The following is a 22,755-nucleotide window of genomic DNA, read 5'->3' as shown; positions in this document are numbered from 1 at the left end:
GGATGTCCCCGACCGCCTACGACCCTACCCCCCTGAGGCTCCCGGAGTGACATCGAGACGGCTCATACACGGCAGTGCGGTCCGTACCCGTCAGTAGGGGTACGGACCGCCCTGTCCCGAAGGCCCCGTCACCCTTTTCGGCGATAGGGAACCAACTGCCGTTGACTACAGGGGGTCAGTTGCCGAGCGCGGCGAGTGCCTTGCCCATGAGCGCAGTCCGCTCGCCCGCCGAGGCGAGGTGTTCCAGGCCGAAGCAGAGGAGCACGGTGCGGTCCGTGGTGACCGCCCCGTAGGTCCGGAACAGGGGCGCTCAGGTCGAACTCCGCCTGCTGCCAGCCGTGCGAGGCGCCCGTGAAGCTGTGCCACGCGCCGGTGGTGCCGGTCGCGGCGCAGCCGCTCGCCGTCACGGTCAGGTAGTGCCTCAGCCAGGGGTGCTCGCCCACGAGGTACCCGGCCCCGCAGTCCTGCGGCACGGCGTCGCTCGTGGCGCCCCCGGCCTCCGGCAGCGTGGTCCAGTCGTCGGTCCCGCGGTGTGGATCTCGACCACGGCGTGGTCGTAGCCCGGTTCGGTGTCCCACAGCAGCCGGGTGCGGAGCACGGGCTTGTCGGCGGCGGTCACTTTGGTGAGGTCCAGGGTGCGGGTGAGCCGCTTGTACGCGTCGTCGGTGTGGACGGCTGCCGCCATGTACGAGCCGGCGTAGGGCCCGTACGGGTCGACGGGGCCGACGAACTGGCCCGCCCCGGCGCTCGCGAACTGGGGGTAGCAAGCGGCGGGCTCGAGTCAAGAGCGCCCCAAGGACAGACAAACGCCGGTGCCGACGGCCCAAGTGGGCGTCGGCACCGGCGGGTTGGAGGTCTGCTCGTCGACCCCGCGGATCGTCATCCCACCATGTTGTCCGCCATCTCCTCCGAGAGGTTGGACTCGGTCCCGGGAATGCCCAGGTCCGCGGCGCGCTTGTCGGCCATCGCCAGCAGCCGGCGGATACGGCCGGCGACCGCGTCCTTGGTCAGCGGCGGGTCGGCGAGGGCGCCCAGCTCCTCCAGGGAGGCCTGCTTGTGTTCCATGCGCAGGCGCCCCGCGGCCGCGAGATGCTCGGGGACCTCCTCACCGAGGATCTCCAGGGCACGGGCGACGCGCGCGCCCGCGGCGACGGCGGCGCGCGCCGAGCGGCGCAGGTTGGCGTCGTCGAAGTTGGCCAGGCGATTCGCCGTGGCCCGGACCTCACGGCGCATCCGCCGCTCCTCCCAGGCCAGCACGGACTCATGGGCACCGAGACGGGTCAGCAGCGCACCGATCGCGTCGCCGTCCCGTACGACGACGCGGTCCACGCCCCGTACCTCCCGGGCCTTGGCCGCGATCGACAGGCGGCGGGCGGCGCCGACCAGAGCGAGCGCGGCCTCCGGACCGGGACAGGTCACCTCGAGGGACGACGAGCGGCCGGGCTCCGTCAACGAGCCGTGCGCGAGGAACGCGCCGCGCCAGGCCGCCTCGGCGTCGCACGTGGCACCCGAGACAACCTGTGGGGGCAGGCCGCGGATCGGGCGGCCCCGGCCGTCCACGAGGCCGGTCTGCCGCGCCAGCTGGTCACCGCCCGCCACCACACGCACCACATAGCGGGAGCCGCGGCGCAGACCGCCGGGCGCCATCACGATCAATTCGGAACTGTGGCCGAAGATCTCCAGGATGTCCCGCTTGAGACGCCGGGCCGCCATTGCCGTGTCCAGCTCCGCCTCGATCACGATGCGGCCGCTGACCAGGTGCAGTCCGCCCGCAAACCTCAGGATCGCCGAGACCTCCGCTTTTCTGCAGCAGGTCCGGGTGACGGGAAGCCGGGAGATCTCGTCCTTCACCGCTGCCGTCATCGCCATGGGCCGATCCTTCCATGCATCCGAAAAATACGGTCGTACGCGGCGGCCAACAGCTCCGGGTCGTGCCGCGGGGTTCCGTCGGTACGGGCCACCGGGGCCAGCTCGACCGCGGCGCCGAACCTGTTGGCGGCCTCGGTCAACGAGGCGCGGTCGGGCACGGCGGCCTGATCGGCCAGCACCACGTCCAGGGCGAGTTTAGGGGCGTGTCGTCCCAAAACCTCCAAATGACGCTGCGGAGAGAATCCTTCGGTCTCTCCCGGCTGCGGAGCGAGGTTGAGGGAGAGCACCCGGCGCGCCTTGGTCTCCGTCAGGGCGTCCAGGAGCTCGGGCACGAGCAGGTGCGGGATCACGGAGGAGAACCAGGAGCCGGGCCCGAGCACCACCCAGTCGGCGTCCAGGACCGCGGCGACGGCCTCCGGGACGGCCGGCGGGTCGGACGGCACGAGGTGCACCGACTGCACCTCGCCGGGGGTGAGCGCGACGGTCGCCTGCCCCCGTACGGTGCCGACCTCGTCCGGACGCTCCGGATCGTGGCCCTTGACCAGGGCCTGGAGTTCCAGGGGGACGGCGGACATGGGCAGGACGCGTCCGTGGGCGCCCAGGAGCCTGCCGACCAGGTCGAGGGCCTGGACGTGGTCGCCGAGCTGCTCCCACAGGGCCACGATCAGCAGGTTGCCGACCGCGTGTTCGTGCAGGTCACCCCGGGACTGGAAGCGGTGCTGGATGACGCGGGCCCAGGTCTGGCCCCAGTCGTCGTCGCCGCACAGCGCGGCCAGCGCCTTGCGCAGGTCGCCGGGCGGGAGCACGCCCAGCTCGTCGCGCAGGCGGCCACTGGAGCCGCCGTCGTCGGCGACGGTGACGACGGCGGTGAGGTCGCCGGTGATCCGGCGCAGAGCGGCGAGCGAGGCGGACAGGCCCATGCCGCCGCCGAGGGCGACCACCTTGGGCTGGGCGCCGCGGCGGCGCGCCCGGCCGCCGCGTCCCTCGGGCACGACTCGGCGCAGCCTGCTCAGCCGCAGAGTACGTCCGGTCACTCGCGCCCCATGTCCCGGTGCACGACCACGGTCTCCACTCCCTCGGCGGCCAGGCGGGCGGCGAGCTTCTCGGACATGGCGACGGAACGGTGCTTGCCACCGGTGCAGCCGATGGCGATGGTCACATAGCGCTTACCCTCCCGGCGGTACCCGGCCGCGATGAGCCGGAGCAGCTCGGCATAGCGGTCGAGGAAGTCCTTGGCTCCGGGCTGGTTGAAGACGTACGCGGCGACCTCCTCGTTGAGGCCGGTGTAGGGGCGCAGCTCCGGGACCCAGTGCGGGTTGGGCAGGAAGCGCATGTCGGCGACCAGGTCGGCGTCGACCGGCAGGCCGTACTTGAAGCCGAAGGACATGACGGTGGCCCGCAGCTCGGGCTCCTCGTCGCCGGCGAACTGGGCGTCCATCTTGGCGCGCAGTTCGTGCACGTTCAGGCTGGAGGTGTCTATCACGAGGTCGGCGTCACCGCGCAGCTCGCGCAGCAGCTCGCGCTCGGCTGCGATCCCGTCGACGATACGGCCGTCGCCCTGAAGCGGATGCGGCCTGCGGACCGACTCGAAGCGGCGGACCAGGGCCTCGTCGGAGGACTCCAGGAAGACGATCCGCCGGGTGACGTGCTTCGCCTCCAGGTCGGCCAGGGACTGGCGGAGGTTGTCGAAGAAACGCCGTCCGCGGACGTCCACGACGACCGCGATCCGGGCGACGTTGCCCTGGGAGCGGGCGCCCAGTTCCACCATGGTGGGGATCAGCGCGGGCGGCAGATTGTCGACGACGAACCAGCCGAGGTCCTCCAGACACTTGGCGGCCGTGGACCGGCCGGCGCCGGACATGCCGGAGATGATCACCAGCTCGGGGATGCCCGCGTCGGCGGCCCCGGCTGTTTCGATGCCCGTACTCACCTGTGCTCCGTTTTCCTGGACCGTCTGCTGCGGCGTCCGATCCTCGCCCGTCTCGTGGTGGGCGGCCCGGCCTTGGGCTGAACGTTCTTCTGCGCGCTGGTTGTGCTCGGTCATGTCTCCTGCCCCCGTCGCTCGTCCGGGGCGCCCGCGGACACGGGCTCCCCGGGGGAACCCACCGTCGTCGCGGATTCTTCCTCTTCCATGATCTCTCCAGTCGCCGTGTTGACGGCTGGTGCGGCCGGAGCCGCCTGGGCGAGGGCCACGGCGATCGTCTCGGCCGTCTTGCGGCCGATACCGGGGACCTCCTGAATCTGGTCGATTGTCGCGGATCGCAGCTTTTTCACCGAGCCGAAATGCTTCACGAGCGCCTGTTTGCGGGTCTCACCGAGCCCCGGCACCTCGTCCAGGGGACTCGACCTGACACGTTTGGCCCGCTTGCTGCGCTGATACGTGATCGCGAAGCGGTGGGCCTCGTCCCGGATGCGCTGGAGCAGGTAGAGGCCCTCGCTGGTGCGGGGCAGGACCACCGGGTCGTCCTCGCCCGGCAGCCACACCTCCTCCAGGCGCTTGGCGAGACCGCACACGGCGATGTCGTCGATGCCCAGCTCGTCCAGTGCCCGCCAGGCGGCGGCGACCTGCGGCTGTCCGCCGTCGACCACCACGAGCTGCGGCGGGTAGGCGAACCGCTTGGGCCGCCCGTCGTCCTCGGTCAGGACGACCTCCCCGTCCGCCCACTCCCCCGTCTTCTCCTTCTCCGCGAGATAGCGCCTGAAGCGACGGGTGATCACCTCGTGCATGGAGCGGACGTCGTCCTGGCCCTCGAAGCCCCTGATCTGGAAGCGGCGGTACTCGCCCTTGCGCTGGAGGCCGTCCTCGAAGACGACCATGGAGGCCACCACGTCCTCGCCCTGGAGGTGCGAGATGTCGTAGCACTCGATCCGGAGCGGGGCGCTGTCCAGGTCGAGGGCCTCGGCGATCTCTTCCAGGGCGCGCGAGCGCGTGGTCAGGTCGGAGGCGCGCTTGGTCTTGTGCAGGGCGAGTGCCTGCTGGGCGTTGCGCTGCACGGTCTCCATGAGCGCCTTCTTGTCGCCGCGCTGGGGGATGCGCAGCGACACATGGGACCCGCGGCGGCCGGTGAGCCAACCCTGGACCGGCTCTATGGGGTCGGGGAGCGCGGAGACGAGGACCTCCTTGGGCACGGAGTCGCCCGTCTCCTCGCCGTAGAGCTGCTGGAGGGCGTGCTCGACGAGGGCGCCGGTGGTGACGTCCTCCACCTTGTCGGTGACCCAGCCGCGCTGGCCGCGCACGCGCCCGCCGCGCACGTGGAAGATCTGCACGGCCGCTTCCAGCTCGTCCTCGGCGACCGCGATCAGGTCCGCGTCGGTCGCGTCGGTGAGCACGACCGCGTTCTTCTCCATGGCCCTCTTCAGGGCCTCGATGTCGTCGCGCAGGCGGGCGGCCCGCTCGTACTCCATCTCCTCGGCCGCCTCCGTCATTTGATTCTCCAGACGGCGGAGGTACGCGCCCGTGCGCCCGGCCATGAAGTCGCAGAACTCCTCGGCCAGTTCGCGGTGGTCCTCGGGCGATATCCGGCCGACGCAGGGCGCGGAGCACTTGCCGATGTAGCCGAGCAGGCAGGGGCGGCCGGTGCGGGCGGCGTTCTTGAAGACGCCCGCCGAGCAGGTGCGCACGGGGAAGACGCGCAGCAGCAGGTCCACGGTGTCCCGGATCGCCCACGCGTGCGAGTACGGCCCGAAGTAGCGCACGCCCTTGCGCTTCTGGCCGCGCATCACCTGTACGCGCGGGAACTCCTCGTTCATCGTCACCGCGAGGTAGGGGTAGCTCTTGTCGTCGCGGTACTTGACGTTGAACCGGGGGTCGAACTCCTTGATCCAGGTGTACTCCAGCTGAAGGGCCTCTACCTCGGTGGACACCACGGTCCACTCCACGGACGCGGCCGTCGTGACCATGGTGCGGGTGCGCGGGTGGAGGCCCGCCAGGTCCTGGAAGTAGTTCGCAAGGCGCTGGCGCAGGCTTTTCGCCTTTCCGACGTAGATCACCCGGCGGTGCTCGTCGCGGAACCTGTAGACCCCGGGAGAGTCCGGGATCTCGCCCGGCCTGGGGCGGTAGCTGGAAGGGTCGGCCATGTCTCACACCCTACTGGCGGGGGCCGACAGCGCGGCGCCCTGTGGACAACCCCCGGCGGGATCCCACCCCGCCCCCGCGACATCGTCGCGGGCCCGCCCCCGGCCCCGCGCCGAGGGACCGGGCCAGGGGCGGGAGAGGTGCTCAAAGGCCCCGGGCCCGGGCGCTCGGCCGTCTCCCGTCGGGCTCGGCCCGCCTCCGGCCGCCGGTGGCTCGGTGCCGGGGCGGTCTCGTCGGCCATACGCCCGTGGAGGGCCGTTTCCGCCACCCGGCACAGCAGCCGGTGACCGCCCCGCACAGCAGCCGGTGACCGTCCCGCGCAGCAGCCGGTGACCGCCCCGCAGCAGCGGGTACAGCCTTCGGCCACGGTCCACCGTTCGTCGGAACTCAGGTGTTGTCGGGACTTGGTCAACACGCTTCAATGCGGGGAACCTTCGGGCCACCGACGGAGAGGTTCGCTTGTGAACGGACCTCACACGCCTCCGGGTGGCCCGGTACGACCCTGCGCGCGGTCCGACCAGCCGTCGCGCACATTCACAGAAAGGCCCCCCTGTATGCGGCACGGCACACAGCATCCGGACATCGTTCCGGTCGTTCCGACGGAGGTGGAGGCGGCCCTGCGCGGCGGCCCCTTCCATGTCGCGCTGCGCACCGCGATCGCCGCTCGTGGGCTGCCGCTGCAGCGCGTGCAGCACCATCTGTCGCGCTACGGGGTCAGGGTCGGGGTGACGAGCCTGAGCTACTGGCAGCAGGGTGCGCGCCGCCCGCAGCGCCCCGAGTCCCTGCGCGCCGTGCGGGCCCTCGAGGAGATCCTCCAGCTGCCCGAGGAGTCTTTGATCAGGCTGCTCGCCGAGACCGACGAGCGGACCGGTCCCCGTCCCGCGGGCCGTTCGTACCGCTCCCTGATAGAGGCCTCGGGCGTGCTGGAGAAGCTCCTCGCCGACCTGGAGTCACCGCTCGACGGCGGACTGCACACCATCGGCCACCAGGATCACGTCCGCATCGGAGCGCGCCGCGAGCTGCTGGCCCGTGAGTCCCAGCACATAGTGCGTGCCCACAGGGAGGGGGTGGACCGCTATCTCGCCGTCCACCACGGCGATCCGGGGTGTGTCCCCGAGCGGATCGCGGTGCGCGCGCTGGAGAACTGCCGCACCGGCCGGGTGCGCTGGCATCACGACACCGGCATCCTCGTCGCCGAACTGCTCTTCGACACCCGGCTACGTCCCGGCGATACGTTTCTCTTCCGCTACGCCTTCGAGGACGGCACCGCCGGCGCGTCCCGTGAGTACGTCCGCGGGTTCGGTCTCGCGGGCGGCCAGTACGCGCTCCAGGTGCGCTTCGACGAGGAGGCCGTGCCGGCACGCTGCCACCGGTTCACCCAGCACTCCCCCGCCGCCCCCCGCAGCGGCCGCCAGGAGCTGCGCCTGAGCGGGAGCCACCGCTCGGTGCACCTGGTGGAGCCGAGGGTGCGGTCAGGGATCGTCGGGATCGGCTGGGACTGGGAGTGACCCGGCGCCGCTGAGCCGTCAGGCCGCCGGGCCCGCCACGATCCGGCCGTTCTTCACCTCGACGGACAGCTCGTGCAGGGGCTCGGTGGCCGGGGCCTGCACCACCTGGCCCGTGACGGCGTCGAAGCGGCTTCCGTGGCAGGGGCAGACCAGCGTGGCGCCCGACAGTCTGTCGATGGCGCATCCCGCGTGTGTGCAGATGGTGCTGTAGGCCTTCAGGGAGCCGTCCGCGGTGCGGCTCACGACGACGTTCTCGTCCCGGTACAGCTTCGCGCCCCCCTCGGGGACCTCGCTCTCGGCTCCCAGCGCGACCGGGGCGGTGGGCGTGGCGGGCGTCGCGCCGGTGTCGCCGCCCGGCGAACAGGCCGCGAGACCCAGCCCGGCGACCGGGGTGAGCGCCGCCCCGCGCAGAACGGTGCGACGGGTCGCGGAGGGACGGGCGGCCATGGGAACTCCACTGGTCAGGGGCGGTGTACGCCGGAAGGGGTCACGCCGACGATACCGGTGGCGGCCATTCCGCTCACGACCGGGGCCAAGGGCCGGAACGCCACCGGGGCAGGGAGCGCCCGGCGACAGGAAGTGACGTAAACGCTTGCGCAAGCGTTTACGTCTGCCGCCGAATGGGATACGTTCCCGGCCGGACGGTCCGAGAAGGGGGCACGTTTGGCAACGATGGCGGATGTCGCACGGAGCGCGGGTGTGTCCGTGGCGACCGTCTCCCATGTACTGAACGGCACCCGCCCGGTGCTGCCCCACACCCGCCAGGCCGTGCTGGACGCCATCGAGGAACTGGGCTACGCACCGAACACGCTCGCCCGCTCCCTGGTCACCTCGCGCACCCGGACCATCGGGCTCGCGGTGTCGGCCATCAGCAACCCGTACTTCACGGAGATCCTCCAGGGTGTCGAGGCCCGCGCCCGGGAGCACGGCTACGGCCTGCTCATCGCCGATCCCCACGACGACCCGGAGCACGAGCGCGATGTCGTCCGGCTGCTGCACGAGCGTCGCGTCGACGGCGTGATCGTGGCGCCTTCCGCGGACCCGGGCGAACTCCTCGCCCTCCTCACGCGACACCGGGTCCCGGCCGTGTTCCTCGACCGTTTGGTCTCCCCCGTGGTTGCGACGCGTCACGCGCACACCCCGGACGCCCCCACACCGCACGCGCACACCCCGGGCGCCCCCACACCGCACGCGCACACCCCGGACGCCCCCACACCGCACGCGCACACCCCGGACGCCCCCACACCGCACGCGCACACCCCGGACGCCTCCACACGGCACGCGCACACCCCGGGCGCCCCCGCGCGCGACGGGTACGCCCGCGGCTCCTTCCACTTCGACCAGGTCTGCGCCGAGAACGCCGAGCCCCTGGCCCGCCTGGTCACCCATCTCGCCGGACTCGGCCATCGGCGGATCGGCCTGGTCGCGGGTCTGCCCGGGTTCAGCACCACGACGGAGCGGATCAGCGGGTACCGGCACGGACTCGCGGCCGCCGGTCTTCCCCATGACGCGCGGCTGGTGGTGCACGGCGACTCCACGGCGGAGGGCGCCCAGCGCGCCACCGCCGCCCTGCTGTCGCTCGCCGCACCGCCCACGGCCCTGGTCACCGCCAACAACGCGATGACCATCGGCGCGCTGCGGACCCTGCGCGATCACGGACTGTCCGTACCGGGCGACCTGGCGCTCGTCTGCTTCGACGACTTCGCCTGGGGGGATCTGTTCTCGCCCCGGCTCACCGCCATCGCCCAGCCGAGCAAGGAGATCGGCGCCGAGGCCGTACGGCTGCTCCTGGAGCGCCTCCAGGCACCGGACCGTCCCTCCCGCACGGTGCGCCTTCCCTGCGCCTTCGTCCACCGCACCTCGTGCGGCTGCCCCGACACCCACTCCGAGAAGGGAACCGTCTCGTGATCGTCGTCGCCGGTGAGGCCCTGATCGACCTGGTCCCGCGCGAAGCGGGCGCCCTCGCACTGTTGCAGCCCGCGCTCGGCGGCGGCCCCTACAACACCGCCGTGGCGCTCGGCCGGCTCGGTTCCCCGACGGCCTTCTGCTCCCGCCTGTCGTCCGACGCCTTCGGAGAGGCCCTGCTCGACGGGCTGCGCGCGGCGGGCGTGGACGTGTCGGCGGTGCGGCGCGGCCCCGAGCCGACCACCCTCGCCGTCGCCACGATCGACGACAGCGGCTCGGCCGCGTACTCCTTCTACGTCGACGGCACCGCCGACCGGCTGTTCACGGCGCCGGCACACCTTCCCCAGGGCACACGGGCCGTCTCGTTCGGCACCTGCTCCCTCGTTCTGGAACCGGGGGCGAGCGCCTACGAGGAGTTGATGCGCAGCGCCGCCGCCGAGGGCGTGTTCACAGCCCTGGACCCGAACATCCGCGCGGGGCTGATCCCGGACCCCGACGCCTATCGGGCTCGCTTCAAGAGCTGGCTGCCGTCGGTGACCCTGCTCAAGCTCTCCGCCGAGGACGCCCGGTGGCTGGGCGGCACCCCGCGGGAGTGGCTGGCTTCCGGGCCCTCCGCCGTGGTGCTCACCCACGGGGGCGATGGACTGACGGTCTTCACCCGCGACGGGGCGGAGCATTCCGTGGCGGGGGTACCGGTCGACGTCGTGGACACCATAGGTGCCGGCGACACGGTGAACGCGGCTCTGCTGCACGGCTTGGCCGCCCGCGACGCCCTCTCCCCGGGGGCGCTGGCCGCTCTGGACGGAGAAGGCTGGAGCGAGCTGCTGCGCTTCGCGGCTCGTGCCGCGGCGATCACCTGCTCCCGGGCCGGTGCGGAACCGCCGTACGCGTCCGAGCTGACAGCCCCGTAGCCCAGGACGGGTCGCGCCGCAGGGACCCTGCGGCCGGCCGTTCGACGAGCGGCGCCCCGCGGGGAGTTCCGCGGGGCGCCGGCTGCGGTGAGGAGGGTCAGGCCTTGCGCGCCCGCGTGGCCTTCTTCGCGGGCGCCGCCTTCTTCGTGGCGCCGACCGCCTTCTTGGCCGCCGTGTTGTTGGCGGTCTTCACGGTCTTGGCCGCCGCTGTCTTCGCCGTCCTGGCCGTCGCCGTCTTCCTGGCCGTCGAGGCGGCCGCAACCGCCTTGCCGGCTGCCGTCCTGCGCGGCGCCTTGACCGAGGCCGCGTCGCTGATGCGCTCCGCGCCGAGGATCTCGCGCAGGAACTTGCCGGTGTGGCTGGCCGGAACGCCGGCGACCTCTTCGGGCGTGCCCTCGGCGACCACGAGACCGCCGCCCGCACCGCCCTCGGGCCCCATGTCCACGACCCAGTCGGCGGTCTTGATCACGTCGAGGTTGTGCTCGATGACGATGACCGAGTTGCCCTTGTCGACCAGTCCGCCGAGCACCGTGAGCAGCTTGCTGATGTCCTCGAAGTGCAGACCGGTGGTCGGCTCGTCCAGGACGTAGACCGTCCGTCCGGTGGACCGCTTCTGAAGCTCGCTGGCGAGCTTCACACGCTGGGCCTCACCGCCGGACAGGGTGGTCGCGGACTGGCCGAGGCGGACATAGCCGAGACCGACGTCGTGCAGTGTCTTCAGGTGACGGTTGATCGCCGGCACTGCCTCGAAGAAGTGCATGGCCTCCTCGATCGGCATGTTCAGGACCTCGGCGATGGACTTGCCCTTGTAGTGGACCTCCAGGGTCTCCCGGTTGTAGCGGGCACCGTGGCAGACCTCGCACGGGACGTAGACGTCCGGGAGGAAGTTCATCTCGATCTTGATCGTGCCGTCGCCCGCGCAGTTCTCGCAGCGGCCGCCCTTGACGTTGAAGGAGAAGCGGCCCGGCAGGTAGCCGCGGACCTTCGCCTCGGTGGTCTCGGCGAACAGCTTGCGGATGTGGTCGAAGACACCGGTGTACGTGGCCGGGTTCGACCGCGGGGTGCGGCCGATGGGCGACTGGTCGACGTGCACGACCTTGTCCACGAGGTCGTCGCCGTCCACGCGCGTGTGCCGCCCGGGAACGTTCCTCGCGCCGTTCAGCTCACGGGCGAGGTGCGTGTAGAGGATGTCGTTGACCAGGGTCGACTTCCCGGAGCCTGACACGCCCGTGACGGCCGTGAACACGCCCAGCGGGAACGACACGTCGATGTCCTGGAGGTTGTTCTCACGGGCGCCGTGCACCGTGAGCTGCCGGGACGGGTCGCGCGGGCGCCGGATGTCGGGCAGCGGGATCGACTTCTTGCCCGAGAGGTACTGCCCGGTCTGCGACTCGTCGTTGGCGAGCAGCTCCTTCAGGGAGCCACTGTGCACGACCTTGCCGCCGTGCTCGCCCGCGCCGGGGCCGATGTCGACGATCCAGTCGGCGACCTTGATGGTGTCCTCGTCGTGCTCGACGACGATGAGCGTGTTGCCCATGTCGCGGAGGCGGACCAGGGTCTCGATCAACCGGTGGTTGTCGCGCTGGTGCAGGCCGATGGACGGCTCGTCGAGGACGTACAGGACGCCGACGAGTCCCGAACCGATCTGGGTGGCCAGCCGGATGCGCTGGGCCTCGCCGCCGGAGAGGGTGCCGGCCGCGCGGTTCAGCGAGAGATAGTCGAGGCCGACGTCGACCAGGAACCGCAGCCGCTCGTTGACCTCCTTCAGAACCCGCTCGGCGATCTTCTTGTCCCGTGCGTCCAGCTTCAGCTCGCCCAGGAAGTCCGCGCAGTCGCTGATCGACATCGCGGCGATCTCGGCGATCGACTTGTCCATGATCGTGACGGCGAGGACCACCGGCTTGAGCCGGGTGCCCTGGCAGGTGGGGCAGGGCACCTCGCGCATATAGCCCTCGAAGCGCTCCCGGCTGGCGTCGCTCTCGGCCTCACTGTGGCGGCGCCTGACGAAGGGGACGGCGCCTTCGAACGGCGTCGTGTACACACGCTCACGTCCGTACCGGTTGCGGTAGCGGACCTCGATCTGGGTCTTGTGGCCGTAGAGCAGGGCCTTCTTGGCGCGCTGCGGCAGGCCCGCGAAGGGGATGTCGGTCCGGAAGCCGAGCGCGTCCGCGAGGGCGCCGATGAGGCGGCCGAAGTAGTCCTTGGTGTGCCCGTGCGACCAGGGGTGGATGGCGCCCTCGTCGAGCGTCTTCTCCTCGTCGGGGACGATCAGCTCCGGGTCGACCTCCATGCGCGTGCCGATACCGGTGCACTCGGGGCAGGCGCCGAAGGGCGAGTTGAAGGAGAAGGAGCGGGGCTCCAGCTCCTCGAAGGACAGGTCGTCGTACGGGCAGTACAGGTGCTCCGAGTACATCCGCTCGCGCTCGGGGTCGTCCTCGGGAAGGTCGACGAAGTCGAGCACGACCATGCCGCCGGACAGGCCGAGCGCGGTCTCGACGGAGTCGGTGAGGCGGCGCTTGGCGGATTCCTTCACCGTGAGGCGGTCCACGACCACCTCGATGGTGTGCTTCTCCTGCTTCTTCAGGGTCGGCGGGTGGGAGAGCTGGATCGTCTCGCCGTCCACCCGCGCGCGGCTGTAGCCCTTGGTCTGGAGATCGGCGAAGAGGTCGACGAACTCCCCCTTGCGCTCGCGCACCAGCGGCGACAGCACCTGGAAACGGCTGCCCTCCGGCAGCTCCAGGACCTTGTCCACGATGGCCTGCGGGGACTGGCGGGAGATCGGGCGGCCGCATTCGGGGCAGTGCGGCTTGCCGATGCGCGCGAAGAGCAGACGCAGGTAGTCGTAGACCTCGGTGATCGTGCCGACCGTCGAGCGCGGGTTGCGCGAGGTCGACTTCTGGTCGATGGAGACCGCCGGCGAGAGGCCCTCGATGAAGTCGACGTCCGGCTTGTCCATCTGGCCGAGGAACTGCCGGGCGTACGAGGAAAGCGACTCCACGTAACGCCGCTGGCCCTCGGCGAAGATCGTGTCGAAGGCCAGCGAGGACTTGCCCGACCCCGACAGGCCCGTGAAGACGATGAGCGAGTCGCGCGGCAGATCGAGCGAGACATTCTTCAGGTTGTGCTCGCGCGCGCCACGGACGATGAGACGGTCGGCCACGCCGGTCCGCACCTTTCTTGAGAGAAGCGACAGGGGCGAGGCCCCCGTGCTTTCTCAGACTAGGGGGAGCCACTGACAACGCCGGTCGGATTCCAGGGTTCATAACAATCCCCGCCCATCCAGCATGCCCGACGCCGCACTCGACCATATAGCACGTGCATTCGATTTGCGGCCGTGGTCCACCCGCTTCACCCGAAGGTGTGGCCCGGCTAGGGTCGGGCTCATGATGGATCACGCGCACGACCTGGCGTCTGTACGTGACGCGACCGATCGACTGCTCACCGCAGTCGCCAAGCTGGACAACGCGGCAGTGACCGAGTCGTCACGGTTGCCCGGCTGGACCCGGGGCCACGTCCTCGCCCACCTCTCGCGCAACGCCGACGCCCTGGTGAACGCACTGGAGGGGCGTCCGATGTACGTCTCCGCCGAGGCACGGGACGCCGACATCGAGCGGGACGCCCCGCGCCCCCTGGAGACCCAGCTCGCCGACCTGCGCGAGAGCGCGGGCCGGTTCGAGCGGGCCGGAGCCGCCCCCGCGGACTGGTCACGCACGGTGGAGCTGCGCAACGGCGTCACCGACGCGGCCGCCCGGGTGCCGTTCCGACGGTGGATCGAGGTCGAACTGCACCACGTCGACCTGGGGATCGGGTACGAGCTGGAGGACCTGCCGGCGGAGTTCGTCGAGCGGGAGATCGACTTCCTCACAGAGCGGTTCACCGGGCATACGGAGATGCCGCCCACCAGCGTCACGGACGGCACGCGCGCGTGGAGCACGGGCCCGGAGGGGGCCGAGCCGGAGGTCACGGTCCAGGGTCCCGCCGCCGTGCTGCTCGGCTGGCTCTCGGGCCGCGACGACGGTTCCGCGCTGAGAGTCGAGGGCGGGCCGCTGCCGAAGCTTCCGCCGCTGTAGTCCGACGCCCCTCCCCCCTCGCCGCTATAGGCTGCCGCCATGACGTACAGCGGACAGGTGACGGTCGGCGGCCCGGCGGATGTGCACGAGCTCAAGGACCTGATGATCACCAAGATCGCGGTCGGCCCGATGGACAACAACGCCTATCTGCTGCGCTGCCGGGCCACGGACGAGCAACTGCTGATCGACGCGGCCAACGACGCGAAGGCGCTCCTCGGCATGATCGGTGACGACGGGATCGCGTCCGTCGTCACCACGCACCGGCACGGGGACCACTGGCAGGCGCTCGCCGAGGTCGTGGCGGCCACGGGAGCGCGGACCTACGCGGGCCGGGAGGACGCCGAGGGCATCCCCGTACCGACGGACGTGCCGGTCGACGACGGCGACACGATCCGGGTGGGGCGCGTGGAACTCACCGCGCGCCACCTCGTGGGCCACACGCCGGGCTCGATCGCCCTCGTCTACGACGACCCGCACGGACACCCGCACGTGTTCACCGGGGACTGCCTCTTCCCGGGCGGGGTGGGCAACACCCACAAGGACCCGAAAGCCTTCGCCAGCCTCATCCACGACGTCGAGACGAAGATCTTCGACGTGCTTCCCGACGAGACCTGGGTCTACCCCGGGCACGGCAACGACACCACGCTGGGCGACGAGCGTCCGCACCTGCCGGAGTGGCACGCGCGGGGCTGGTGAGCCCCGCCCCGGCAACGCGCCCGGTCTGAAGACCGGGCGCACGCGCCCCGTGTGAACCGTTCGCACACACCGGTCTCCCGCGCGCGCTCCCGGCGCACACGCCGGCGCGGTCAACTGAGAACAGCCCCGCTCAGGATGACGGCTCCTGCGCGGCACGGGCCGCCGGTCCCCTGTTTCCCGCCCTCGGCCGGCGGCCCCCGGCACGCGCGCACCGTCCAGGGGTTCACATAAACGCAACACCCGTTCCCGCCATACGGACAGTTGCCCGCGTGACCTCGACAAGCAGCATGTCGCGCTGCCAATCTCCCGCCATGCAACGTGTCCAACGCGCCCTGCGCAGCGCCACGTCCGGCGCCACCGTCGCCCTGCTCGCCCTCGCCGTGGGGTGCGCCCCGCAGCCGGAGGGAAGTGCTTCCGCCACAGCTTCCGGGACGACCGCGGGCACCTGTGCGCAGGGCAGGTTGGCCACCAGGACCCCGGGCAAGCTGACGGTGGCGACCGACGAGCCCGCGTACGAGCCCTGGTTCAAGAACGACACGCCGGCCAACGGCAAGGGCTTCGAGTCGGCGGTGGCCTACGCGGTGGCACGGCAGCTCGGCTACGGCAAGAGCGCCGTGGTCTGGCAGACCGTTCCCTTCAGCAAGGCCTTCGCGCCTGGGGAGAAGACCTTCGACTTCGACATCAACCAGGTCTCCGTCAGCGCCGAGCGCAAGAAGGCCGTGGACTTCTCGTCGGGTTACTACGACGTCCGCCAGGCCGTCATCGCCCTGAAGGGCTCCAAGGCCGCGCAGGCGAAGAGCAGCGCGGACCTGAGGGGTGTCAAGCTGGGCGCCCAGGTCGGCACCACCAGTCTCGACTACATCACCAAGGTGGTGAAGCCGACGCGGCAGCCGGCCGCGTACGCCAAGAACGACCAGGCCAAGTCCGCCCTGAAGAACGGTCAGGTGGACGCCATCGTCACCGATCTGCCGACCGCCTTCTACATCACCGCCGCCGAGGTGACCGATGCGAAGATCGTCGGCCAGTTCGAGAACCAGGGCGGTACACCCGAGCAGTTCGGGCTCGTCCTCGACAAGGGCAGCGCGCTGACCTCGTGCGTGACCTCCGCCGTGGACGCCCTGCGCAGGGACGGCACCCTGGCGAGGCTCGAGAAGCAGTGGCTGTCCGACGCCGTCGACGCTCCCGTGCTCAAGTGACCGTCGTCAAGCCGGAGTCGGGAGAGGGATCGGACGAGGGCGGCAAGGCGGCAGGGGGCGAGGCGAGGGACACGCCCGGCGGGGGCGACGCGTACGTCCCCTCCCAGCGGCGGATCGAACGTGAGCGGCACAAGCGCGCCCGAGCCCGCCGCGCCACGGCCGTCGCCGCGGTCTCGACCCTCGTCACCGGTGTCGTCCTCTATCTGATCGTCGTCAACGCTCCGGGCTGGCCGCGGACCGAGGAGACCTTCTTCAACGCGCACTACGCGCGCGAGGCACTCCCCAAGGTTCTCGACGGCCTGTGGCTCAACGTCCGGCTGCTGCTGGTGTGCGGGACCGCCGTCCTGCTCCTCGGTCTGCTGATCGCCGTCGCCCGCACCCTGCGCGGGCCGGTCTTCTTCCCGCTGCGCGTACTGGCCGCCGCCTACACGGACTTCTTCCGAGGACTGCCACTGATCATCAACCTCATGATCGTGGTCCTGGGCGTGCCCGCGCTGCGCCTGCAGGGCGTCACCGTCGACCCGGTGCTCCTCGGCGGCACGGCACTCACGCTGACGTACTCCGCGTACGTCGCCGAGGTCTTCCGCGCCGGTATCGAGTCGATCCATCCCTCCCAGCGTGCGGCGGCCCGCTCGCTCGGCCTCACCAACCGTCAGGCACTGCGCTACGTCGTGCTGCCGCAGGCGGTACGGCGTCAGGTGCCGCCCCTGCTCAACGATCTGGTGTCCTTGCAGAAGGACACGGGGCTCGTCTCGATCGGCGGTGCGGTGGACGCGGTGCGGGCCGCGGACATCATCGTGGGCCGCAGCCTCAACTACACGCCGTACATCGTCGCGGGGCTGGTCTTCGTGGCGCTGACCATCCCCATGACCCGCTTCGCGGACTGGGTGACCGCCCGGCTGGACCGGCGGCGGGCACAGGGAGGGAACCTGTGAGCGACATCCTCGCCCCGAGCGGCCCCGCCGAGGACACCGAGTCCCCAGGCTCCCCGGTGTTGCGCATGGAATCGGTCCGCAAGACCTTCGGCGGCTCCGTCGTCCTGCGGCACATCGATCTGGGCGTCGCCGCGCACACGGTGACGGCGCTGATCGGCGCCTCCGGCTCCGGCAAGTCGACCCTGCTGCGCTGTGCGAACCTCCTCGAGGACGTCGACGACGGCGCCATCTGGCTCGACGGTGAGGAGATCACCGACCCGCGAGTCGACCAGGACGCCGTACGCCGCCGGATCGGCGTGGTCTTCCAGGCGTACAACCTCTTCCCTCATATGACCGTCCTGGAGAACATCACGCTCGCCCCGCGCCGGGTGCACGGCGTGGACCGTGCCACGGCCGAGGAGCGCGCACGCGCGCTGCTGGAGCGCCTCGGGCTCGGAGCCAAGGCGGGCGAGTACCCGGACCGGCTGAGCGGCGGCCAGCAGCAACGCGTCGCGATCGTGCGCGCGCTGGCCGTACGCCCCCGGCTGCTGCTCCTCGACGAGATCACCGCCGCCCTAGACCCGGAACTCGTCGGCGAGGTCCTCACCGTCGTCCGGGATCTGAAGGACGAGGGCATGACCATGGTGCTGGCCACCCACGAGATGGGCTTCGCCCGCGAGGTCGCGGATCAGGTCTGCTTCCTGGACGGCGGCGTGGTCCTGGAACGCGGCACTGCCGAGCAGGTCTTCGGCGACCCCCGGCACGAGCGCACACGGCGCTTTCTGCGCCGGATCATGGAGGCGGGGCGGCTCTGAGGCCTGGGTGCTCGATGGCTGTGGAGGCGGGGCGTCCGGTCTTGCCGCCCGCTCTCAGGGCAGCAGCGGGCTGCCCTCCGGTGTCTCCGCCCACCGCCGCGGCGGCCTCGCGACCGGACGCTGGACTCGGCGTCTTCGCGCGGGTCGGCGACGTCGTGTCACTCCTCCGTCCGCCCCGCCCCCGCGAGCGTCGCGACCCGCTCCACCGCGAACGCGTACCCCTGCACACCGCATCCGGCGATGACACCGTCGGCACGCAGCGAGACGTACGAGTGGTGCCGGAACTGCTCGCGCTGGTGGACGTTCGAGATGTGGACCTCCACGACCGGCAGTCCGTCGCAGGTGTTGAGCGCGTCCAGGATCGCGACGGAGGTGTGGGAGTAGGCGGCCGGGTTGATCACGATCCCCGCGTGGTTCAGCCGTGCCTCGTGGATCCACTCCACCAGTTCACCCTCGTGGTTTGACTGCCGGAAGTCCACCGTGCCCCCGTATGCGGCCGCCGTCTTCACGCACAGCGCCTCGACGTCCGCCAGCGTGTCGGAGCCGTAGATCTCCGGCTGGCGCTGCCCGAGGAGGTTCAGGTTGGGGCCGTTGAGGACCATGATCGGGTCGCTGGCGAGGGTACGGGGCACGGTTCCTCCGGTCCGTTCGGATCTGCTGAGCCCCCGGTTTATCACGATGCGGCCCGCAGGCGGCGCCCCATGGCCGACCGCGAGGTACCGCGCGATCCGGCGGCCCACGACGGCGGGGTGCTCTTCCTGGAGACGTCGGAGGAGATGCCGAGCGGCGCGGAGGTCTTCCGCCTGCTGCGGAACATGGGCGAGCGCGGGCTGCTCCAGCGCTTCCCCGCACTGCTCATGGGCCGTCCGAAGACCTGGTCGTTCGAGCGCCCCAACAGTCCGGAAGCGGCCGCCCGTTACGCGGCGGAGCAGCGCGAGGCGGTGCTACGCGCCCTGAGGGCCTACGCTCCCCACACCATGGTCGTCTTCGATGTGGATCTCGGACACACCGATCCGCAGCTCGTCATCCCCTACGGCGGCACCGTACGCGTGGACGGCCCGGCCCGGCGCATCACCGTGATGTACTGATCACGGCCGCCGCCGCGGGCGTACGCCCTCTCCCGTCACATCATGCACCGAGCCCCCATGCGCCCCCGTAATCGCCGATCACGGTGGGTAGTTGAAGCGGCATGCACGACGTACGCAACGTGAGGGCCCCCTCCCTGATCCGGCTCGCGGTCGCCTCACTGGCGGGGACCGCCATCGAGTTCTACGACTTCTTCGTCTACGGGACCGCCGCCGCCCTGGTCCTTGGGCCTCTGTTCTTTCCGACCTTCTCGCCGCTCGGGGGCACGCTGGCGGCCTTCGGCACCTTCGGCGTGGGCTTCATCGCCCGCCCACTCGGCTCGGTGCTGTTCGGGCACATCGGCGACCGGCGCGGTAGGCGGCCGGTCCTCATCGCCTCCCTGGTGCTGACCGGCGCCGCGACGGTGGCGGTCGGCTGTGTGCCGACGTACGGCACGATCGGCATCGCCGCCCCCATGCTCCTTCTGGTGCTGCGCTTTCTCCAGGGACTCGGGCTCGGCGGGGAGTGGGGCGGTGCGGTGCTGCTGACCCTGGAACACGCGCCACCCGGGCGGCGCGCCCTGTGGTCAAGCTTCCCGCAGATGGGCCCCGCGCTGGGGTTCGCGCTCGCCAACGGCATGGTGCTGGGGCTGTCGGCGACGCTGTCGGACGCGCAGTTCGCCTCCTGGGGGTGGCGGATCCCCTTCTGGGTGGCGGGCCTGCTCGCGGCAGCGGGCCTGTGGCTGCGCGGTTCGCTGCCGGAGAGTCCGCTCTTCCTCGAGATCGACGACCACGCGCGCGTGCCACTCGCCGAGGTGGTGCGCGGCCACTGGCGGCTGGTGCTGTTGACGGCCGGCGCGCTTGCGGTCGGGTACGCGGTCTTCTACTCCGTGACGACCTGGTCCCTGGCCTACGCGACGGAGCGGCTCGGGGTGAGCCGTCCGGTCATGCTGACCTGTGTCATGGCCACCGTCCTGGTGCAGGGTGCCCTCACTCCCCTCGCGGCCCTCCTGGGCGACCGCTACGCACGCCGGCCGCTGTGCCTCACGGGGTGCGTCGCTGTCGCCCTGTGGATGTTCCCGATGGTCGCGCTGCTGTCCACAGGCGAGCCCTTGCTGATGTGCCTGGGGTTCCTGGGAGCGATGCTCGCCCTGAGCACGACGTTCGCCGTGACCGCCGCGTATCTGCCGGAGCTGTACGAACCCCGGCTCCGGTGCACGGGCGCGGCCGTGGGCTACAACCTCGGCGGAGTGCTCGGCGGCGCCCTCACCCCGATCGTGGCCACCACGCTTGCCGGGTACGGGGGCCGGGTGCCGTGGGGTGTCGGCGCCTATCTGACGGCCGTGGCCCTGCTCAGCCTGGGATGCTTCGCGGTGCTGCCGGAGACCGGTCCCGTGTCCGTCCCGGTGACGGAACCCGCGCCCGGATGAGAAGCCGGCGGGCACACCGGCGCCTCCGCGAGGGCTTGCCCGCCGGCCTTGGGCACCCGGCCGCCTAAGGGGTCACCGCCAGCTCCAGATACGCCGCGAACAGCACGAGGTGCACACCGCCCTGAAGCGGCGTGGCACGGCCGGGCACCACGGTCAGCGAACCCACCACCACGGTCAGGGCGAGCAGAACCATGTGGACGGGGCCGAGGCCGAGGACGAGCGGCCCCGACAGCCACACGGACGCGAGGGCGACGGCGGGGATGGTCAGGCCGATGCTGGCCATCGCCGAGCCGAGGGCGAGGTTGAGGCTCGTCTGGACGCGGTCGCGGCGCGCCGACCGCAGAGCGGCGATGGTCTCGGGCAGCAGCACGAGCAGCGCGATCACCACCCCGACGACGGCCTGCGGCATCCCGGCCGCCGTCACGCCGGACTCGATGGCGGGCGAGACACCCTTGGCGAGTCCTACGACACCGACAAGGGCCAGCGCGAGCAGGCCCAGGCTGATGGTTGCGGCACGGGCGGACGGCACCTCGGCGTAGTCGTCAGCGCCGATCACCTCTCCCTGGCGGGTGATCGGGAGGAAGTAGTCGCGGTGGCGCACGGTCTGCGTGGTCACGAACAGCCCGTAGAGGATCAGTGAGGAGAGCGCGGCGAAGGTGAGCTGGGCCGGGGAGAACTGCGGACCGGGTGTGCTGGTGGTGAACGTCGGCAGAACCAGGCTGAGGGTCGCCAGGGTGGCAACGGTGGCGAGCGCGGCACCGGTTCCCTCGGGGTTGAAGACCGCGATCCGGTGGCGGAGCGAGGCCACCAGGATGCTCGCGCCTACGACGCCGTTGCAGGTGATCATCACGGCCGCGAAGACCGTGTCGCGGGCGAGGGTCGCGCTCTTGCCGCCGCCGTCCGCCATGAGGGTGACGATGAGACCGACCTCGATGGCCGTGACCGCCACGGCGAGGACGAGCGACCCGAACGGCTCACCGACCCGGTGCGCGATCACTTCCGCATGGTGGACCGCGGCCAGTACGGATCCGGCGAGGACCACCGTCACCAGGACGACGACACCCCCGGGCAGAGTCCGCCCCCAGGTGAGGGCCAGGAGGGCCACCGCGGCCACCGGCACGACGACCGGCCACCGCGCCGTGAGTGACCGGAGCCCGACGACCATGCTAATGATCGTCGCAGACCCGCACGGGGCCCGCATTCCAGGTCGGACGAACGCGCGGGACGTCCGCCGTGGGGATGCGTGGCGGTGTGTCGCGCATCCCCTTCGGCCGCTGGCCCCCGTCCGGTGCGGTCACGTCTTGACGTCGTCTTTCCGCCTCGTCTCGATGGCCTCCTGCTTCCTGGAGGTCATCAGGCTGGTGATCGTCGTGACGACCAGAACGGTGCAGATCACGCCCAGGGAGACCGGTATGGAGATCTCGGGGACGTGCACACCGGTCTCGTGGAGCGCGTGCAGCACCAGCTTGACTCCGATGAAGCCGAGGATGATCGACAGTCCGTAGGAGAGGTGGACCAGCTTTTTGAGCAGGCCACCGATGAGGAAGTACAGCTGTCGCAGGCCCATCAGCGCGAACGCGTTGGCCGTGAACACGATGTACGGATCCTGGGTCAGGCCGAAGATGGCGGGGATCGAGTCAAGGGCGAAGAGAACGTCGGTGCTGCCGATCGCGAGCATCACGACCAGCATCGGCGTCATGACACGCTTGCCGTTCTGCCGGATCCACAGCTTGGTGCCGTGGTACCGGTCGGCCACGCCGAAGCGGCGCTCCGCTGCCTTCAGCAGCTTGTTCTCCTCGTACTCCTCGTCCTCCCCTTCGGCGCGGGCTTCCTGGATCAGCTTCCAGGCGGTCCAGATCAGGAATGCACCGAAGAGGAAGAAGACCCAGGAGAAGGACGAGAGGATCGCGGCGCCCGCGGCGATGAAGAGTGCCCGCAGGACCAGGGCTATGAGCACGCCGACGAGGAGGACGCGCTGCTGGTACTGCGAGGGCACCGCGAACTTCGCCATGATCAGAACGAAGACGAAGAGATTGTCGACGCTCAGCGACTTCTCGGTGATGAAGCCTGCGAAGAATTCTCCGGCCGGCTGGCCGCCGCCGAAGACCAGCAGCCCCAGGCCGAACAGCCCGGCCAGGACGACCCAGACGACCGTCCAGACACCGGCTTCCTTGATCGACACGTCGTGCGGCTTGCGGCCGATGAAGAAATCGACCGCGATGAGGGCGGCGAGGCCCCCGATCGTCAGGACCCACAGGGTCAGGGAAACATCCACTGCGCCTCCGGCAGTACATAACGGCAT

18 protein-coding genes and 2 pseudogenes are annotated in these 22,755 nt (G+C 70.9%); 10 read left to right on the top strand and 10 right to left on the bottom strand.

Going from position 1 to position 22,755, the window contains the following annotated elements; translation table 11 throughout:
- Positions 1 to 175: 175 nt before the first annotated feature.
- From ABZ823_RS12645 to uvrC, 5 genes and pseudogenes are all read right to left on the bottom strand, one after another.
- Positions 176 to 763, bottom strand: a pseudogene (locus tag ABZ823_RS12645) (hypothetical protein); the annotation flags it as partial.
- A 116-nt stretch (positions 764 to 879) separates the two neighbouring features.
- The gene (gene whiA, locus ABZ823_RS12640) at positions 880 to 1,869 is read right to left on the bottom strand and encodes a DNA-binding protein WhiA (protein WP_361657781.1); all 990 of its coding nucleotides are present in this window, start codon (positions 1,867 to 1,869) and stop codon (positions 880 to 882) included.
- Positions 1,860 to 2,903 carry a uridine diphosphate-N-acetylglucosamine-binding protein YvcK gene (gene yvcK, locus ABZ823_RS12635; protein ID WP_361657779.1) on the bottom strand — a complete coding sequence of 348 codons (1,044 nt, stop codon included), beginning with the start codon at positions 2,901 to 2,903 and terminating at the stop codon, positions 1,860 to 1,862. The genes whiA and yvcK overlap by 10 nt, the downstream gene beginning before the upstream one ends.
- A complete protein-coding gene (gene rapZ, locus ABZ823_RS12630; RefSeq protein ID WP_361657776.1) occupies positions 2,900 to 3,913 on the bottom strand; it encodes an RNase adapter RapZ in 1,014 nt (337 codons plus the stop codon). The genes yvcK and rapZ overlap by 4 nt, the downstream gene beginning before the upstream one ends.
- Positions 3,910 to 5,946, bottom strand: a complete 2,037-nt coding sequence (gene uvrC, locus ABZ823_RS12625) for an excinuclease ABC subunit UvrC (RefSeq protein WP_361657773.1) — start codon at positions 5,944 to 5,946, stop codon at positions 3,910 to 3,912. Before uvrC ends, rapZ begins: the two co-directional genes overlap by 4 nt.
- A gap of 552 nt (positions 5,947 to 6,498) precedes the next feature.
- Here uvrC and ABZ823_RS12620 point away from each other — a divergent pair.
- Entirely contained in the window at positions 6,499 to 7,452 is a 954-nt protein-coding gene (locus ABZ823_RS12620; RefSeq protein WP_361657770.1) for a hypothetical protein, read from the top strand.
- Positions 7,453 to 7,470: 18 nt separating this feature from the next.
- Here the strand turns inward: ABZ823_RS12620 and ABZ823_RS12615 are convergent, their stop codons facing one another.
- Positions 7,471 to 7,899: a Rieske 2Fe-2S domain-containing protein gene (locus tag ABZ823_RS12615; protein WP_361657768.1), complete on the bottom strand. Its 429-nt coding sequence runs from the start codon at positions 7,897 to 7,899 to the stop codon at positions 7,471 to 7,473.
- Positions 7,900 to 8,115: 216 nt separating this feature from the next.
- On the opposite strand from ABZ823_RS12615, the gene ABZ823_RS12610 reads away from it, so the two are divergent.
- Together ABZ823_RS12610 and ABZ823_RS12605 are read left to right on the top strand one after the other, a co-directional pair.
- Positions 8,116 to 9,360, top strand: a complete 1,245-nt coding sequence (locus ABZ823_RS12610; protein ID WP_361657765.1) for a substrate-binding domain-containing protein — start codon at positions 8,116 to 8,118, stop codon at positions 9,358 to 9,360.
- Positions 9,357 to 10,268 carry a carbohydrate kinase gene (locus ABZ823_RS12605; RefSeq protein ID WP_361657762.1) on the top strand — a complete coding sequence of 304 codons (912 nt, stop codon included), beginning with the start codon at positions 9,357 to 9,359 and terminating at the stop codon, positions 10,266 to 10,268. Before ABZ823_RS12610 ends, ABZ823_RS12605 begins: the two co-directional genes overlap by 4 nt.
- 97 nt (positions 10,269 to 10,365) lie before the next feature.
- Here the strand turns inward: ABZ823_RS12605 and uvrA are convergent, their stop codons facing one another.
- Positions 10,366 to 13,428, bottom strand: a complete 3,063-nt coding sequence (uvrA, locus tag ABZ823_RS12600) for an excinuclease ABC subunit UvrA (RefSeq protein ID WP_361657760.1) — start codon at positions 13,426 to 13,428, stop codon at positions 10,366 to 10,368.
- 223 nt (positions 13,429 to 13,651) lie between these two features.
- On the opposite strand from uvrA, the gene ABZ823_RS12595 reads away from it, so the two are divergent.
- The 5 genes from ABZ823_RS12595 to ABZ823_RS12575 all read left to right on the top strand — a co-directional run bounded on the left by ABZ823_RS12595 (position 13,652) and on the right by ABZ823_RS12575 (position 17,959).
- Positions 13,652 to 14,338, top strand: a complete 687-nt coding sequence (locus ABZ823_RS12595) for a maleylpyruvate isomerase family mycothiol-dependent enzyme (RefSeq protein WP_361657758.1) — start codon at positions 13,652 to 13,654, stop codon at positions 14,336 to 14,338.
- Positions 14,339 to 14,377: 39 nt separating this feature from the next.
- Positions 14,378 to 15,034 (top strand): MBL fold metallo-hydrolase, encoded by a 657-nt coding sequence (locus tag ABZ823_RS12590; protein ID WP_361657755.1) that lies wholly within the window; start codon positions 14,378 to 14,380, stop codon positions 15,032 to 15,034.
- Positions 15,035 to 15,345: 311 nt separating this feature from the next.
- A complete protein-coding gene (locus ABZ823_RS12585) occupies positions 15,346 to 16,230 on the top strand; it encodes an ABC transporter substrate-binding protein (protein WP_361657752.1) in 885 nt (294 codons plus the stop codon).
- Positions 16,227 to 17,165 (top strand): amino acid ABC transporter permease, encoded by a 939-nt coding sequence (locus tag ABZ823_RS12580; protein WP_361657749.1) that lies wholly within the window; start codon positions 16,227 to 16,229, stop codon positions 17,163 to 17,165. The genes ABZ823_RS12585 and ABZ823_RS12580 overlap by 4 nt, the downstream gene beginning before the upstream one ends.
- 65 nt (positions 17,166 to 17,230) lie before the next feature.
- On the top strand, positions 17,231 to 17,959 hold the full coding sequence (locus tag ABZ823_RS12575) for an amino acid ABC transporter ATP-binding protein (protein ID WP_361658199.1): 729 nt from the start codon (positions 17,231 to 17,233) through the stop codon (positions 17,957 to 17,959).
- 158 nt (positions 17,960 to 18,117) lie between these two features.
- Here ABZ823_RS12575 and aroQ read toward each other — a convergent pair whose 3' ends face one another.
- On the bottom strand, positions 18,118 to 18,591 hold the full coding sequence (aroQ, locus tag ABZ823_RS12570; RefSeq protein WP_361657746.1) for a type II 3-dehydroquinate dehydratase: 474 nt from the start codon (positions 18,589 to 18,591) through the stop codon (positions 18,118 to 18,120).
- Positions 18,592 to 18,660: 69 nt separating this feature from the next.
- Here aroQ and ABZ823_RS12565 point away from each other — a divergent pair.
- Positions 18,661 to 19,047, top strand: a pseudogene (locus ABZ823_RS12565) (LD-carboxypeptidase); the annotation flags it as partial.
- A 101-nt stretch (positions 19,048 to 19,148) separates the two neighbouring features.
- Positions 19,149 to 20,453, top strand: a complete 1,305-nt coding sequence (locus ABZ823_RS12560; protein WP_361657743.1) for an MFS transporter — start codon at positions 19,149 to 19,151, stop codon at positions 20,451 to 20,453.
- 64 nt (positions 20,454 to 20,517) lie between these two features.
- Here ABZ823_RS12560 and ABZ823_RS12555 read toward each other — a convergent pair whose 3' ends face one another.
- On the bottom strand, positions 20,518 to 21,618 hold the full coding sequence (locus tag ABZ823_RS12555; protein ID WP_361657740.1) for an ionic transporter y4hA: 1,101 nt from the start codon (positions 21,616 to 21,618) through the stop codon (positions 20,518 to 20,520).
- A gap of 129 nt (positions 21,619 to 21,747) precedes the next feature.
- A complete protein-coding gene (locus tag ABZ823_RS12550) occupies positions 21,748 to 22,728 on the bottom strand; it encodes a TerC family protein (protein WP_361657737.1) in 981 nt (326 codons plus the stop codon).
- Positions 22,729 to 22,755 lie beyond the last annotated feature (27 nt).

Origin of the sequence: Streptomyces sp. NPDC047079 (assembly GCF_040643755.1) — a bacterium.
In the GTDB taxonomy this organism is placed as follows: domain Bacteria; phylum Actinomycetota; class Actinomycetes; order Streptomycetales; family Streptomycetaceae; genus Streptomyces.
Note: the sequence above shows the minus strand (reverse complement) of the source record. Positions and strands in the feature narration are given on the sequence as shown.